General features: G+C 62.9%; 15 protein-coding genes. 7 read left to right on the plus strand and 8 right to left on the minus strand.

Annotated features, from left to right (window positions below; genetic code table 11):
* The first annotated feature begins 28 nt into the window (after positions 1 to 28).
* The 3 genes from phoU (at position 29) to IAE33_RS05015 (ending at position 2,879) form a co-directional block, all read left to right on the plus strand.
* Positions 29 to 799: a phosphate signaling complex protein PhoU gene (gene phoU, locus IAE33_RS05005; RefSeq protein ID WP_201162601.1), complete on the plus strand. Its 771-nt coding sequence runs from the start codon at positions 29 to 31 to the stop codon at positions 797 to 799.
* A gap of 164 nt (positions 800 to 963) precedes the next feature.
* Positions 964 to 1,860: a response regulator gene (locus IAE33_RS05010; RefSeq protein ID WP_201162608.1), complete on the plus strand. Its 897-nt coding sequence runs from the start codon at positions 964 to 966 to the stop codon at positions 1,858 to 1,860.
* A gap of 122 nt (positions 1,861 to 1,982) precedes the next feature.
* Positions 1,983 to 2,879 carry a M23 family metallopeptidase gene (locus IAE33_RS05015; protein WP_201162609.1) on the plus strand — a complete coding sequence of 299 codons (897 nt, stop codon included), beginning with the start codon at positions 1,983 to 1,985 and terminating at the stop codon, positions 2,877 to 2,879.
* 34 nt (positions 2,880 to 2,913) lie between these two features.
* Here IAE33_RS05015 and IAE33_RS05020 read toward each other — a convergent pair whose 3' ends face one another.
* The 5 genes from IAE33_RS05020 to IAE33_RS05040 form a co-directional block, all read right to left on the minus strand.
* Positions 2,914 to 4,254: a hemolysin family protein gene (locus IAE33_RS05020; RefSeq protein ID WP_028632871.1), complete on the minus strand. Its 1,341-nt coding sequence runs from the start codon at positions 4,252 to 4,254 to the stop codon at positions 2,914 to 2,916.
* Between the two features lie 134 nt (positions 4,255 to 4,388).
* On the minus strand, positions 4,389 to 5,696 hold the full coding sequence (gene phoR, locus IAE33_RS05025; protein WP_268933242.1) for a phosphate regulon sensor histidine kinase PhoR: 1,308 nt from the start codon (positions 5,694 to 5,696) through the stop codon (positions 4,389 to 4,391).
* Positions 5,697 to 5,808: 112 nt separating this feature from the next.
* Entirely contained in the window at positions 5,809 to 6,498 is a 690-nt protein-coding gene (gene phoB, locus IAE33_RS05030; protein ID WP_003253341.1) for a phosphate regulon transcriptional regulator PhoB, read from the minus strand.
* Between the two features lie 147 nt (positions 6,499 to 6,645).
* Complete coding sequence (gene ubiA / locus IAE33_RS05035; protein WP_201162611.1) at positions 6,646 to 7,536, minus strand: 4-hydroxybenzoate octaprenyltransferase; 891 nt, start codon at positions 7,534 to 7,536, stop codon at positions 6,646 to 6,648.
* A complete protein-coding gene (locus tag IAE33_RS05040) occupies positions 7,536 to 8,093 on the minus strand; it encodes a chorismate--pyruvate lyase family protein (protein ID WP_201162613.1) in 558 nt (185 codons plus the stop codon). Before IAE33_RS05040 ends, ubiA begins: the two co-directional genes overlap by 1 nt.
* A gap of 139 nt (positions 8,094 to 8,232) precedes the next feature.
* Here IAE33_RS05040 and IAE33_RS05045 point away from each other — a divergent pair, with 139 nt between their 5' ends.
* The 4 genes from IAE33_RS05045 (at position 8,233) to IAE33_RS05060 (ending at position 10,571) form a co-directional block, all read left to right on the plus strand.
* On the plus strand, positions 8,233 to 8,400 hold the full coding sequence (locus IAE33_RS05045; protein WP_028632875.1) for a rubredoxin: 168 nt from the start codon (positions 8,233 to 8,235) through the stop codon (positions 8,398 to 8,400).
* A gap of 15 nt (positions 8,401 to 8,415) precedes the next feature.
* Complete coding sequence (locus tag IAE33_RS05050) at positions 8,416 to 9,564, plus strand: NAD(P)/FAD-dependent oxidoreductase (protein WP_201162615.1); 1,149 nt, start codon at positions 8,416 to 8,418, stop codon at positions 9,562 to 9,564.
* Between the two features lie 186 nt (positions 9,565 to 9,750).
* The gene (locus IAE33_RS05055; protein ID WP_028632877.1) at positions 9,751 to 10,050 is read left to right on the plus strand and encodes an HU family DNA-binding protein; all 300 of its coding nucleotides are present in this window, start codon (positions 9,751 to 9,753) and stop codon (positions 10,048 to 10,050) included.
* 146 nt (positions 10,051 to 10,196) lie between these two features.
* Positions 10,197 to 10,571: an SCP2 sterol-binding domain-containing protein gene (locus IAE33_RS05060; protein WP_060480916.1), complete on the plus strand. Its 375-nt coding sequence runs from the start codon at positions 10,197 to 10,199 to the stop codon at positions 10,569 to 10,571.
* A gap of 34 nt (positions 10,572 to 10,605) precedes the next feature.
* Here IAE33_RS05060 and IAE33_RS05065 read toward each other — a convergent pair whose 3' ends face one another.
* From IAE33_RS05065 to IAE33_RS05075, 3 genes are all read right to left on the minus strand, one after another.
* Positions 10,606 to 12,009: an aminoacyl-tRNA deacylase and HDOD domain-containing protein gene (locus tag IAE33_RS05065; RefSeq protein WP_028632879.1), complete on the minus strand. Its 1,404-nt coding sequence runs from the start codon at positions 12,007 to 12,009 to the stop codon at positions 10,606 to 10,608.
* A gap of 78 nt (positions 12,010 to 12,087) precedes the next feature.
* Entirely contained in the window at positions 12,088 to 14,166 is a 2,079-nt protein-coding gene (recG, locus tag IAE33_RS05070) for an ATP-dependent DNA helicase RecG (protein WP_201162617.1), read from the minus strand.
* A 3-nt stretch (positions 14,167 to 14,169) separates the two neighbouring features.
* Positions 14,170 to 15,096, minus strand: a complete 927-nt coding sequence (locus IAE33_RS05075; RefSeq protein ID WP_028632881.1) for a hydrogen peroxide-inducible genes activator — start codon at positions 15,094 to 15,096, stop codon at positions 14,170 to 14,172.
* Positions 15,097 to 15,153: the final 57 nt, after the last annotated feature.

Raw genomic sequence — 15,153 nt, forward strand, 5'->3', positions numbered from 1 at the left:
TGAAGCTTGCAACTTCGCGGAGCGACCCATGATCAACAAAGAAAGCCTTACCCACCATATCTCTCAGCAGTTCAACGCCGAGCTCGAAGAAGTGCGCAGCCATCTGCTGGCCATGGGCGGGCTGGTGGAAAAGCAGGTCAATGATGCCGTGACGGCCCTCATCGAGGCGGACTCCGGGCTGGCCCAGCAAGTGCGCGAGGTGGATGAGCAGATCAACCAGATGGAGCGCAACATCGACGAAGAGTGCGTGCGCATTCTGGCCCGTCGTCAGCCCGCTGCCTCCGACCTGCGCCTGATCATCAGCATCTCCAAGTCGGTGATCGACCTGGAGCGCATCGGCGATGAATCCACCAAGATCGCTCGCCGGGCCATCCAGCTGTGCGAGGAGGGCGAGTCGCCCCGTGGCTACGTCGAAGTGCGACACATCGGTGACCAGGTGCGCAACATGGTGCGCGATGCCCTGGATGCCTTTGCCCGGTTTGATGCCGACCTGGCCTTGTCGGTGGCTCAGTACGATAAGACAATCGATCGCGAATACAAGACGGCGCTGCGCGAGCTGGTGACCTACATGATGGAAGACCCGCGGTCGATCTCCCGGGTACTCAGCGTGATCTGGGCGCTGCGCTCGCTGGAGCGCATCGGCGACCACGCGCGTAACATCTCCGAACTGGTCATTTACCTGGTACGCGGCACCGATGTGCGCCACATGGGCCTCAAGCGCATGACTGCAGAAGTGCAGGGCAGCGCGGCGGTGGATGGCGAAAAAGCTAATGTTCCGGGTGAAACGGACGATAAATAAGGTTGCTCCCGAGCATCGACGCCCGGCCTCTGCCGGGCGTTTTCGTTTGTGGTCGTAGGGCCAGCAGGGCCGTGGCGAACCGTTGGAAAAGTCCCGACGTTGGATAGGCAGTAGCAAGTGGCCAGCAATTGGCAGTAGGCTAGTCGGGATCAGAAGGAGTATCGATGAGTAAAGTGAATGTGCTGGTCGTGGATGACGCCCCGTTTATCCGCGACCTGGTCCGCAAGTGCCTGCGCAATGCCTTCCCCGGCATGACCATAGATGACGCTGTGAATGGCCGCAAAGCCATGGCTCTGCTGGGCAAGGAGCCTTTCGACCTGGTGCTCTGCGACTGGGAGATGCCAGAGATGTCTGGCCTTGAACTGCTCACCTGGTGTCGCCAGCAACCGGAGCTTAAACACCTTCAGTTCATCATGGTGACCAGCCGCGGCGACAAGGAAAACGTGATCCAGGCGATCCAGGCAGGGGTTTCCGATTTTGTCGGCAAGCCGTTCACCAACGAACAACTGCTGACCAAGGTGAAAAAGGCCTTGGCCAAGATCGGCAAGCTCGACAGCCTGATGGCGCCTGCGCCGGCACGCTCCAGCGGGGCATTCGCCAACGACTCGCTCAACGCTCTCACTGCCGGTAGACCTGAGGCGGTGAAGGTTACCGCGCCAGCGCCAGCCAAGCCGATGCCCAGCGCAGCCAGGCCTGCAGCCGCTGCACCTGCCGCTGCACCCAGTGGCCGCGGGCAGGGCCAGCTGCGCCTTGCCAGCGGCGCTCAGCCTTGTGTGATCAAGGCGCTGAGCCTGAAGGAGGCGCTGCTGGTGGTGCGGCGCAGTGAAACCCTGCCCCAGGTGCTCGAAGGGGCCGTGCTGGACCTGGAGCAAGGCGAGAACGCCGAGGTCGCCCGCTTGAACGGCTACCTGCACGCGATCGTTGCATTCGAGCCGAAACCTGACAGCGACTGGCTGCAACTCACGTTCAAATTCGTCGACCAGGACGCCCAGAAGCTCGACTACCTGTCGCGGCTGATTGCCCGCGGCACTGCCCAGAAACACTTCACCCCGGGCGCGTGACGCACGGTTCGGCGGGTGGCGGGCTTCGCCAAGGGGCTTGTGCCATCCGACCAGCTGCAATGGTCATGGCGTCACCCGCTGCTAGGCTTCGACAGATCGCCAACTGTCAAAAAGCCACTATCATGCCTGCACGCCTGCTGCTTGTTTGCGCGTTGCTCCTGGCCTCGGCGTCGAGCCTGGCGGTGACGCTGCACCCTGTCACCGATGCATCGGGTGCGGTGTCTTATGCCGACCGCCCAGGGCCTGGGGTGAAGCCCATGCTGCCGGACGAATCCATGATCGAGATCCAGCCCGAAGACGTGCGCCTCAACGCCATCGTGTTTCAGGGCGGGGTCAGTTTTTCGGCGCGCAACGAGCTGCCGGTAGCGGTGCAGGTAGAGCTGCGCCTGGACAACCTGGTGAACGCGCAGGGTGGCAATGCACCGCGAATCGTGCGGCGTGTGCTGCCGCCGCGGTCAACGCAAATGCTCAGCGTGCTGCGGGGCCGGCCCGGTACCCTGCTCAATTATCGCTCCACCCTGCTGCAGGCCATGGGCGACCCCGGGGCACGCCCGCAGGGCTATCGCTATGCTTTCCCCTGGGTGGGTGGGCCCTTTCGCATAAGCCAGGGGCCAAACGGGCGGGTCAGCCATTTCGGGCCAAAGGGGCGCTACGCCATGGATATCGCCATGCCTGAAGGCACCACTATCGTGGCTGCGCGGGAAGGGGTGGTGGTGAGCCTGCAGAACAGCCAGAGCGGGCGGGGCGAGAACCCGTCGGGCAACTTTGTGCGGATCCTGCACCCGGACGGGACGATGGGCGTGTACCTGCACCTGATGCGCGGCTCGGTGGTGGTTACCCCTGGCCAGCGGGTGCGGCAGGGGCAAGTGCTGGCCAGATCAGGCAACACCGGCAACAGCACCGGCCCGCACCTGCATTTTGTGGTGCAACGCAACGTGGGGCTGGCTGTGGAATCGATACCCTACCGGTTCGACAAGCCCATCAGCGGGTCGCCTGACTACACCGCAGGCAACCCGTGAGGGCATAAGGGGCTGACGCACAGCCCGGTTAGCTTCAGTCCAGCTTGAGCACCTTGGCCAGCACGATCTTCGGCCCTTTCATCTTCTTGATGATGATGCGCAACCCTTCGACCTCCAGCACTTCTTCCTCTTCGGGCACCCGCTTGAGCGTTTCATAGATCAACCCGGCCAGCGTCTCGGCCTCGATATGGTCCAGGTCCACACCCAGCAGGCGTTCCACCTTGAACAGCGGGGTGTCGCCACGTACCAGCAGCTTGCCCGGCTGGTAGGCCAGGATGCCGCGTTCGGTCTTGCGGTGCTCGTCCTGAATGTCGCCGACCAGCACTTCCAGAACGTCCTCCATGGTCAGGTAGCCGATGACCTTGCCGTCGGCCTCTTCCACCAGCACAAAGTGGGCACCACCCTTGCGGAACTGCTCCAGCAACTGGGACAGCGGCATGTGCCGCGAGACGCGCTCCAGCGGGCGAGCCAGGTCTTCCAGGTCGATGGTTTCTGGCAGCTGTTCCAACTCGGCCAGCTCCAGCAGCAGGTCCTTGATGTGCAACAGGCCGGTGAATTCCTCGCGCTCGGCATCGTACACCGGGTAGCGGCTGAACTTGTGGCGGCGTATCAGCCCCAGAATCTGCTTCAGCGGGGCATGGGCATCGATGCTGACCATGTCCTCGCGGGAGTTGGCCCAGTCCACCACCTCCAGCTCGCCCATTTCCACGGCCGAGGCCAGCACGCGCATGCCCTGGTCGCTGGGGTCCTGGCCACGGCTGGAGTGCAGGATCAGCTTGAGTTCTTCACGGCTGTAATGGTGTTCGTGGTGGGGCCCGGGCTCACCCTGGCCGGCAATGCGCAAAATGGTATTGGCGCTGGCGTTGAGCAGGTAGATGGCCGGGTACATCAGCCAGTAGAACAGGTACAGCGGCACCGCCGTCCACAACGACAGCAACTCAGGCTTGCGGATGGCCCAGGACTTCGGCGCCAGCTCACCGATCACGATGTGCAGGTACGAAATCACGAAGAAGGCGACAAAGAACGACACCGCCTTGATCAGCTCGGGCGTATCCACGCCCATGTAGGCCAGCAACGGCTCGAGCAGGTGGGCAAAGGCCGGCTCGCCCACCCAGCCCAGGCCCAGCGAGGCGAGGGTGATACCCAGCTGGCAGGCCGAGAGGTAGGCGTCGAGCTGGTTGTGCACTTTGCGAAGGATGCTGCCGCGCCAGCCGTGCTGCTCGGCAATGGACTCCACACGCGTGGCACGCAGTTTGACCATGGCGAACTCTGCCGCAACGAAGAAGCCGTTGAGCAGTACCAGGAGCAAAGCAAAGATGATCATGCCGAAATCGGCGAACAGAGAGGTGAGGCTGATACCAGGGGAAGGGTCCATGATGGAGTTTTTACGGAGTCCGTCTTTGAGGTAGGAAGAAAAATGCCGGCTCCAGCCGACACTGGAGGTCCAATGTAGCGGCTGGTGCTGCAAAAGCAAAGGGTGACGGGTCATCTGCCTGTGAGGCAGCCGCATCAGCCTTTGTCGCTGGCCAATTGTACCGGCGCAAAATGACAGGTGAAGGTGCTGCCGTGGCCAGGCACGCTGCTGATCTCAAGCTTCCCGCGGTGGCGCATCAGCACATGCTTGACGATCGCCAGGCCAAGTCCGGTGCCGCCGGTGTTGGAGGCACGGCTGGAGTCCACGCGGTAGAACCGCTCCGTCAGGCGAGGCAAGTGCTTGGCGTCGATGCCCACCCCCGAGTCCTGCACCGACAGGTGCGCACCCTGGGCATCGACCCACAGGCGGATACGGATGTTGCCTTCGTCCTGGGTGTACTTGACGGCGTTGAACACCAGGTTGGAAAACGCGCTGCGCAGCTCCGATTCGCTGCCTTTGAGCCGCACCCCTGGCGTTGCGTCCAGGGTAATGCGCTGGTTGCGCCCGCCGGACAGTGCCTGGGCATCGTTCCTGATCGCGGCGAGTAGGGCATCGACCGCCACGGGCTGGTTGTCTGAGGGGTAGTCGGTGGCCTCCAGCTTGGCCAGCAGCAGCAGGTCGTTGAGCAGGGTCTGCATGCGCGAGCCCTGTTGGCTCATCTGCTGCAAAGCGCGGCGCCAGCGTGGGTTCACGTCTTCGACGTTGTCCAGCAGGGTTTCCAGGTAGCCGGTGATCACAGTCAGTGGCGTGCGCAGTTCGTGGGAAACGTTGGCGACGAAATCCTTGCGCATCTGTTCAAGCTGATGAATACGGGTCACATCACGCACCAGCATGAGGTGTTCGTTGTTGCCGTAACGGGTGATGTGCAGCTGCACCCGCATGCGGTCGTTGATCGGTGAAGGGATTTCCAGGGGCTCAAGGTAGTTTTCGGCCTCGAAGTACTCCTTGAAGCGCGGGTGGCGCACCAGGTTGGTCACCTGCTGGCCGCCATCCTGGGGGGTCTTGAAGCCCAGCAGGGTTTCGGCAGCACGGTTCCACCATTCAAGGTTGCCGTGGCTGTCGAGCATGATCACGGCGTCGCGCAGCGCCGCGGTGGACTCCTGCACCCTGTCGATCACAGCCTGCAGCCTGCCGCGTACACGCTGATCGCGGCGCTGCAGGTGGTAGATGCTGTCGAACACTTCGCCCCACAGGCCGTAGCCATCGGGGGGAGCCTCATCGGGCTGATGGTTGCGCAGCCAGTCGTGCAGGCGCAGCAATTGCTTGAGCGTCCAGCCCAGGTAGAGCGCAAGGCCGATGGCCAGGCTCCAGCCGTAGTAGCCACTGACCAGCCCGCCGATCAGGCAGAGCGTCATCAGCAGCAGCAGGTGGCGAATCAGCGTCGCGTGCCAGTTCTGGTTCAATTTGGGGGGAATCCTTCGGATCCGGCGGCACGTTGCGAGCTTCAAGCTGCAAGATGAAGCGGATCTGTGATGCTGATAGTCCTTTTTCTAGCTTGAAACGAATGGCTTGCAGCTAGCTCTTGGTGGAGAAGCGGTAGCCGGTACCGCGTACGGTTTGTACCAGATTTTCGTAGGCCTCACCCAGGGCTTTGCGCAGGCGGCGGATATGCACATCGACGGTGCGTTCTTCCACATACACATTGCCACCCCAGACCTGATCGAGCAGTTGGCCGCGGGTGTAGGCACGTTCCTGGTGGGTCATGAAGAATTGCAGCAGGCGGTATTCGGTAGGGCCCATTTCAGCGGGCTTGCCATCGATAGTGACGCGGTGGCTGATGGGGTCGAGCAGCAGGCCGCCGACTTCAATCGGTGCTTCGCTGTCGCTCGGGCCGGTGCGGCGCAGCACGGCCTTGAGGCGCGCCACCAGCTCACGCGGCGAGAATGGCTTGGTGATGTAGTCGTCTGCACCCACCTCCAGGCCCTGGATCTTGTTGTCCTCTTCACCTTTGGCGGTGAGCATGATGATCGGGATGTCACCGGTCAGCTCATCGCGCTTCAGGCGCCGGGCGAGCTCGATACCCGAGGTACCGGGCAGCATCCAGTCGAGCAGGATCAGGTCTGGTTTGCGATCGACGATGATCGCGTGGGCCTGTTGCGAGTTTTCTGCCTCCAGGCAGTCGTAACCGGCCATTTCCAGGGCGACGGCAATCATCTCGCGAATAGGCGCTTCGTCGTCGACGATCAGAATGTTTCTGCCAACCATGCTCAAAACCTCTCCTGGATTCGCTGTCTTGGCCCCGCATTAGATAACGGAATTATTGCAGCTGTGTGACAGGGTATTGGCGGTTCTGACTACATTCCATGACTGGGCCAGGGCGGGCGGGGCCGTAGCGGTGAGCGGCCCACGCTTTCAGCGCAGCGCATAATCCAGCACCACGCCGATAAAGATCAGCATGCCCGCCCAGTGGTTGTGCAAGAACGCCTTGAAGCAGGACTCGCGGTCCAGCTTGCGGGTAGACCAATATTCCCAGGCAAAGCACACAGCCGCGCCCAGCAAGCCCAGTTGGAACCAGCCGCCCAGGTCGAACTGGCTGCCCGCCAGCAACAGGCACCCCAGCGACAGCATCTGCAGGCTCAGGATGATCACCCGGTCGGCATCGCCGAACAGGATGGCGGTTGATTTCACCCCTATCTTCAGGTCGTCATCACGGTCGACCATCGCGTAATAGGTGTCGTAACCCACCGTCCACAGCAGGTTGGCGATGTACAGCAGCCAGGCGGCGGCCGGCAGTTGGCCACCGGCTGCGGTGAACGCCATGGGGATGCCCCAGGAATAGGCCGCGCCCAGCACCACCTGTGGGTAATAGGTGTAGCGCTTCATGAATGGGTAGCAGAACGCCAGTGCTACCGCGCCAAATGACAACCACACCGTGCGGCTGTTGGTGCACAACACCAGGGCAAAGCTCACGCCCACCAGTATCGCGAACAGCGCCAGGGCCTCGCGCGGCTTCACCCGGCCACTGGCCAATGGGCGGTCTGCGGTTCGTTTGACGTGCCCGTCGACCTTGCGGTCGGCGAAGTCGTTGATGCAGCAGCCCGCGGCCCGCATCAACACCACGCCCAGGCCGAAGATCAGCACGTTGGCCAGCGTCGGTGAGCCGTTGCCCGCGATCCACACCGCCGACAGCGTCGGCCACAGCAGCAGGTAAATGCCGATGGGCCGGTCCATGCGGCTGAGCTGTACGAAATCCCAGGCCCGGGGGTGCAGCCGGTTGAGCGACTTGAGCAGTTGCAGGTACATCAGCGGGCCTCCTGTTGCGCGGCTTGCCACAGCGCCGGCAGGAATACCTCCGCCACCAGCAGGTCCAGCCCGTCGCGTGAAAAGCGCGAACGACGGCCCCAAAGGCCATCGCAAGCAGCTTCGGCGGGTAGCCAGGCCCGGGGGTACCGGCAAACCTGAAGCGGGTGGCGCATGAACGCCTGGTCGCAGAACAGCAGCTCGCCGAGTGAGCGGGTGCCGAGGGTTTCCAGGTCCAGCCCGCCGCGTTCCAGGGCGCTGCGGCTGGCGACGCTGCGGGCAAACACCCACGGCTGGCCATGACCGCGCAGGAACACTTCGCGTACCCAGCCTTCGGCACCCTCGGCAATGCCCAGCGCCTGGCATTCATCCAGGCGCAAGGGCTGCCAGCCCTCGAACAGCGGGGTTACCGAAAAGTGGTCGGATGACAGGCGGGTCAGACGGCGGGTCAGTGACCCCTCATCCAGCAGCCAGTCCAGAATGGGCTGGTCGAGGGGAGTGGCCAGCTGTGAATACGGTAGCCACGCGACAGCGGCTGCTTGCGGGGAGGCGTACGACACGTCGGTCTGCTTGTAACAACCAAAGAGGCCGCGAGCTTAGCATGATTGCCCCGGCTGCTAGCATAATAGCCGGCCGTGCAGGCACCACCTGAGTGCCACCACGAACCTGACCAAGCCTGAACCGAGGAAACGCGTCTCTATGAAGAAGTGGCAATGTATTGTCTGCGGCCTGATCTACGACGAGGCTGCTGGCTGGCCTGACGACGGCATCGCCCCTGGCACCCGATGGGAAGACGTGCCGGAGGATTGGCTATGCCCGGACTGCGGCGTGGGCAAGGGTGACTTCGAAATGATTTCCATCGGCTGATAGAGGAAGCGGCACATGACGTCCCCTGTGGTGATCATCGGTACCGGCCTTGCGGGCTACAACCTGGCGCGTGAATTTCGCAAACTCGACGCTCAGACGCCGTTGCTGCTGATAACCGCGGACGATGGCCGTTCCTATTCCAAGCCCATGCTGTCTACCGGCTTCGCCAAGCAGAAAGACGCCGACGGCCTGTGCATGGCCGAGCCGGGGGCCATGGCCGAGCAGTTGAATGCCGAGGTGCGCACGCACACGCGCATCAGTGGTATCGACCCGGGTCACAAGCGCCTGTGGATGGGTGAAGAGGCTGTGACCTATCGCGACCTGGTGCTTGCCGTGGGCGCGCAAACCATTGCAGTGCCCGTTGACGGTGATGCAGGCGACCTGGTCTTCCCGGTCAACGACCTGGAAGACTACGCACGCCTTCGCGCGGCGGCCGCAGGGAAGCAGCGGGTGTTGATTCTGGGGGCTGGGCTGATCGGCTGCGAGTTTGCCAATGACATGAGCCTGGGCGGCTTCCAGGTCGATGTGGTGGCGCCGTGCGAGCAATTGATGCCGACCCTGCTGCCGCCTGCGGCGGCCAAAGCGGTGCAGGCAGGGCTGCAGCAGCTGGGTGTGCGCTTTCACCTGGGGCCGGTGCTGACGCGCTTGCAACGCTGCGACGGCGGCCTGCAAGCGCATCTTTCCGATGGCCTGGTGGTTAATTGTGACCTGGTGATTTCGGCCATCGGCCTGCGACCTCGCACCGACCTGGCCACGGCTGCCGGTTTGCAGGCTGGCCGCGGCGTCAGCGTTGACCGCTACCTGCGTACCTCACATGCCAACATCCACGCATTGGGCGATTGCGCAGAGGTCGATGGCATCAACCTGCTGTATGTCATGCCGCTGATGAGCTGTGTACGGGCCTTGGCACAGACCCTGGTCGGTAACCCCACAGCGGTCGCCTACGGCCCAATGCCCGTCACCGTCAAGACGCCGGCATGCCCGCTGGTGGTATCGCCCCCGCCAATGAGCCTGCGTGGGGCTTGGCAGGTAGAGGGCCAAGGCAGTGACATCAAGGCGCTGTGCCTCGACGCGGAGGGCAGCTTGCTGGGCTATGCCCTGACCGGCGCGGCCGTAACAGAGCGGCTGGCATTGAATCGTCAGCTCCCCCCTGTAATGGCGTGAATGGCCTATGTTTTGTCGCCAATGGCTTTTTCTGGCCCGCACAATGGCCGCGCTGATACTGGCGCGGCCCTGATGCTCGTGCCATTCTCACTCTCGTCTGCCGCAGATTAGAGCCTGCGGTGCCTTGAGCGCTGCTCCAAGGGCAGCACGGCATAACAACAAGAACTCCGTCAAAGAGGCTTTACCATGCGCAAACCAGATCTCGCCAACGTTATCGCCGAGAAGGCTGACCTGTCCAAGGACAAGGCCAACGAGGTGTTGAACACAATTCTCGAGCAAATCACCCTTGCCGTTAACACGGGCAATGTGACCTTGGTGGGTTTTGGCACCTTCGAGAAGCGCCACCGGGGCGCCCGCACCGGCAAAAATCCGCAAACTGGCGAGCCCGTGAAAATCAAGGCCAGCAACACGGTTGCTTTCAAGCCTGGCAAGGACCTGCGCGAGGGTGTGAACAGCCCTGCAAAACCCGCGAAGAAGAGCAAGTAACTGCGCTTGGCGCCTGTTGAACATGGCCTGACGGGCGCCTGAGGGCGCCCTTCTCATGAATGCAGGAAAATGTTCCGAAATGGATCAATTTGCTCAATAAAAGGATAAACTGCGGCGCTTAGTCACTTTTTATTCGAGGCGCGTTGATGAAGTTCCGCTTTCTTCTCTGGGCCATGGGGCTGTTGATGGCCAGGGCCAGCCGCAACAACCCTGCCTTCCAGCAGCAGCTCAAGGGCAAGGACCTGGTTTTCCAGATGCAAACGCTGGACGGCAAGGTGGCCCGGCACTTCATCGTCAGTAACGAGCGGGTCAGCAGCAAGGGCGGTTCATACCCGGAGCCGGCCTTCGCCATTGCCTTCAAGGACGCCGCCTACGGCTTTGCCACCCTGCAGGCCGCCAACAAGCAGTTGGCATTCATGCAGGGTATTCAGGACAAGCACATCCAGATCAAGGGTAACCCGGCGCTGGTAATGTGGTTTCAGGGCCTGATGAAATACCTGAAACCCAAAAAGAAACGCTGAAACACCAGGGGTCGCCTAGGCGGCCCCTGTCATTTTAGTGCGGCGTCTGGAACTGCGAAGCCAGTTCCCGCAGCAGGCTCTCGGCCTCAAGCACCTTGCTGACGACATCCTCGGCTTTTTCCCGCACCAGGCCCAGGCGCTCCAGCAATTCATCGGGTATTTCGTCCTGCGGCCCAGAGCCTATGCCCCGAGAACGCAGCAGCCGGGTGGCCAGAAACACCAGGTTGGGGAACGCGGAGTACTCCCCGTCATAGCCTGGGTCGTGCTGGAAGCGTAGCGCCGTCGACAGCTCATCGGGCATGTCCCACAGCTTCATCAGCCAGGCACCGATCTGCTCCCGGCTGATGCCCAGCAGGTGCTGTTCGACGTAGGTGTGGCACACGTGCGGGTTCACTTCCAGGTGGCGGCAGATCAGCGAAAAGTGCGGCGGGAACACATGGGCCAGCAGCAGGTAGCCAAAATTGTGCAGCAGCCCTGCCAGGTAGGTGAGCCCTGCTTCCGGGCGCTCGGCCCGAGGCATGGCGCGGGTGAGCCCTTCGATCACCGCAGCGGTATAGATCGATTGTTGCCAGTAGGGGGTCGCCTGCTGAGGCTGATCCTTGGGCAGGCTCAGGGTTTTGCCAAGCGCAAGGCCAAGGGCCAGGTTGATGACCAGGTCGAAGCCCAGCACGCGAACAATGGCGTCTTCCACCGAGCGTACCTTGCCCGGTGAGGCGTAATAGGGTGATGCCGCCCAGCTGACCACCTGTGCCGCCAGTGCCGGGTCGGTTTCAACCACGCCGGTGATGTCGTCGATGCTGGCGTTGGGGTCTACACGCAGCTTCATGATTTTCTGCGCGGTATCGGCCAGCGGTGGGATCTCGATGGTTTCTTCGAGGCGCTTCTGGATGCGTCGGGCGGTGAAGGCCTGGACGGCCTGGCTGATTTCCCGGGTATCGTCATCCGGGCGGTCGAGGTTAGGCCGGATGGCCTTTACGTCCTGGCCGAAGCTGCTGGCGCTGGCCTTGGCCAGCAGGCGCTTGAACGGCTCGCGCTCGATCTCCAGCAGCAGGCCGGTTTCACCGGACTGGATAAACACCTGCTCGACGTCGAGCAGGCTTTTTTCATACTGGCACGGCGAGCTGGTAAGTGCGGGGATGCCCGGCAGCACCTTGAGCTGGTGCTTGTCGAGCATCTGCCGCAAACGTGGCATGGGTACTGCGGTGAGCTTGCGACCGGTCAGCTCGGCCAGGCGGTTGAGGTCCAGCAACTGGCTCTGCGGGAACAGCACCATGAGTGCCCCGACCTCGTCATCCAGCAGTACAGCCTGTACGCAGGCGGCCGCAGGCGGTGGCGGGTGGGCCAACACCTCGCGGTAGGCAACGCCGAGCTTGTCGAGCAGCAGGCGTATGACCGAAGGCGTATGTGGGGCTGCGGTGTCCAGGGCAACTTGAGTCATGGTCCGTATCCACTGATTCTTTTAAACACGAAGTATAACCAGCCACGGCGCAAAACTGGATCCATTGTGGGACGCAGGTCACACCTGGCCATATTGCTGGCCGTGACGCAGCCAGCGATCGAGCAGCGGGCTGACATGCTCTGGCCAGCGTGCCACCAAGGCCTGGGCCGCGTCGCGCACCGCCGGCAGCAGGTCGGCATCACGCATCAGGTCGGCCACCTTGAATTGCAGCAGCCCGGTTTGCCGGGTGCCGAGCATTTCGCCGGGGCCACGCAGCTCCAGGTCTTTTTCGGCGATGATGAAGCCATCGTTGGTTTCACGCATGATGCCCAGGCGTTCGCGGCCGATCTGCGACAAAGGCGGGTGATACAGCAGTACGCAGTGGCTGGCGGCGCTGCCCCGGCCCACCCGGCCCCGCAGCTGGTGCAGCTGTGCCAGGCCCAGGCGCTCAGGGTTCTCGATGATCATCAGGCTGGCGTTGGGCACATCCACGCCGACTTCGATAACTGTGGTGGCAACCAGCAGCTGCAGGTTGCCGGCCTTGAACTCGGCCATGATCTCGGCCTTCTCGACAGGCTTCATGCGGCCATGAATAAGCCCGACACGGAGTTCGCCCAAGGCGCTGCCCAGCTCTTCATAGGTGCTTTCGGCGGCCTGGCAGGTCAGCTCTTCGGACTCTTCGATCAGGGTGCACACCCAGTAGGCCTGGCGCCCCTCCGCGCAGGCCGCACGTACCCGCTCGACCACTTCGAAGCGGCGGCTGTCAGCCACCAGCACGGTGTTGACCGGGGTACGGCCAGGCGGCAGTTCATCCAGCACCGAGGTGTCCAGGTCGGCGTAGGCGCTCATGGCCAGTGTGCGCGGGATGGGTGTGGCGGTCATGATCAGCTGATGGGGGCACAGCGTACCGGCAACACCCTTCTTGCGCAGGGCAAGGCGCTGCTGCACGCCAAAGCGGTGTTGCTCGTCGATGATCGCCAGGGCGAGGTTCTTGAATTTCACCTCTTCCTGGAACAGCGCATGGGTACCGACTACCATGGGTGCGCCGTTGGCGATCTGCTCCAGGGCACTGGCCCGCGCCTTGCCCTTGAGCTTGCCGGCCAGCCAGGCGACTTCGATGCCCAGCGGTTCAAGCCAGCGCTTGAAGGTGATGTAGTGCTGCTCGGCAAGAATCTCGGTGGGGGCCATGAGCGCCACCTGGTAACCCGCTTCCAGCGCCTGCAATGCTGCCAGGGCGGCGACCACCGTCTTGCCTGCACCCACATCGCCCTGTACCAGGCGCAGCATCGGCTCGTGCTGGCTCAGGTCATAGGCAATCTCGTTGGCCACCCGCTGCTGCGCGCTGGTTGGCTGGAAGCCCAGGTTCGCCAGGTATTTTGCCGGCAGGTGGCTAGGCTTGGGCAATACGGGGGCGCGCAGGCTGCGCAGGCTTTCACGCAGGCGCTGCTGCGACAGCTGGTGGGTGAGCAGTTCTTCGAACGCCAGGCGATGCTGAGCCCAGTGATGGCCCTCGGCAAGCTCATCCAGGTCAGCATCGGCTGGCGGGTTGTGCAGGTAGCGAATGGCCCCGTCCAGCGGTGCCAGCTGGTAGTCGCGGGCCAGCTCGTCGGGCAGCCAGTCTGGCAGGCTACGGGGGCCGAGCATGGCCAGGCTTTGCTGGCACAGCAGGCGCAGACGCTGCTGGGTGAGGCCTTCGGTGGACGGGTAGATCGGGGTCAGGGTCTGCTCAACCGGCGGTGGCGGCTCGTCGCCATTCAACGCCCTGTATTCGGGGTGGTAGATTTCCAGGCCGGAGGCACCGGGCCGTGCTTCGCCGTAACAGCGCAAATGGGTACCCCGCTTGAGGCCCTCCTTTTGCGCGTTGCTGAAGTGGTAGAAGCGCAGGCTCAGTACGCCGCTGCCGTCACCCAGGCGCACCACCAGGCTGCGGCGTTTGCCCATGGTCACATCGGCGCCGCTGACCACGCCTTCGATGACCGCATCCTGCCCCGGGCGCAACTGCCCGATGGGCACTACACGGGTGCGGTCCTGATAGCGCAGGGGCAGGTGGAACAGCACATCCTGCAGGTTTTCCAAGCCAACCTTGGCGAGCTTTTCCGCCATGGCATCGCCTACGCCCTTGAGTACCGTTACCGGTACCTTCGACAACTCACTCATGGCTCAGGCGGTTTGTTCGGCAGGGGCTTTGGCGACCGAGCACAGGCGGATCGAGTCGGCCAGAATCTCGATGGCCTTGGGCCGCGGGAAGCTGGCGCGCCAGGCGATGGCCACCGTGCGGAAGGGCGCAGGTGCGGTGAGTGGGCGCACTTCGATCACGCCGGGGGCATAGTGATGGCTGTGCACGGCCGAGAGCGGAAGGATCGACACGCCAAGGCCAGATGCCACCATATGGCGGATGGTTTCCAGCGAACTGGACTCGACCGTGGTGTGGCGGGCACCTTCGCCACCCTTGTTCAGGGTCGGGCAGGCTTCCAGTACCTGGTCGCGGAAACAATGGCCTTCGCCGAGCAGCAGCAGGCTCTTGTCGTTGAGCATGGCCGTGTCGATGGTTTTCTTGGCCGTCCAGGGGTGATCGGCTGGCATCAGGGCGCAGAACGGCTCGTCATACAGCGGCAAGGTCAGCACGTCGGCTTCGTTGAACGGCAGGGCGATGATCACTGCATCCAGTTCGCCGTTGCGCAGTTTTTCACGCAGCACATGGGTGAAGTTTTCTTCGATGTACAGCGGCATCTGCGGGGCCACTCGGTGCAGCTGCGGGATCAGGTGCGGGAACAGATAAGGGCCGACCGTGTAGATGGCGCCGACTTTGAGTGGTGCTGTGAGCTGGTTTTTACCGGCCTGTGCCAGCTCGCGAATGCCCTGGGCCTGCTCGAGTACCTTCTGCGCCTGGGCAACGATGCCTTCGCCGACCGGTGTCAGGCGCACCGCGCTTTTGCTGCGTTCGAAGATCAGCACGCCAAGCTCGTCCTCGAGCTTCTTCACACCGACCGACAGGGTGGGCTGGCTCACGTGACAACGTTCGGCGGCATGGCCGAAGTGCTGTTCCTGAGCGAGTGTGACGATGTAGCGGAGTTCTGTGAGGGTCATAACGTGCGTCCATGAAGTTGCGAGCCCAGCATAGCGGCTGCAATCGATAGACGCACG

Source organism: Pseudomonas sp. S60, from assembly GCF_016647865.1.
Lineage (GTDB): Bacteria > Pseudomonadota > Gammaproteobacteria > Pseudomonadales > Pseudomonadaceae > Aquipseudomonas > Aquipseudomonas parafulva.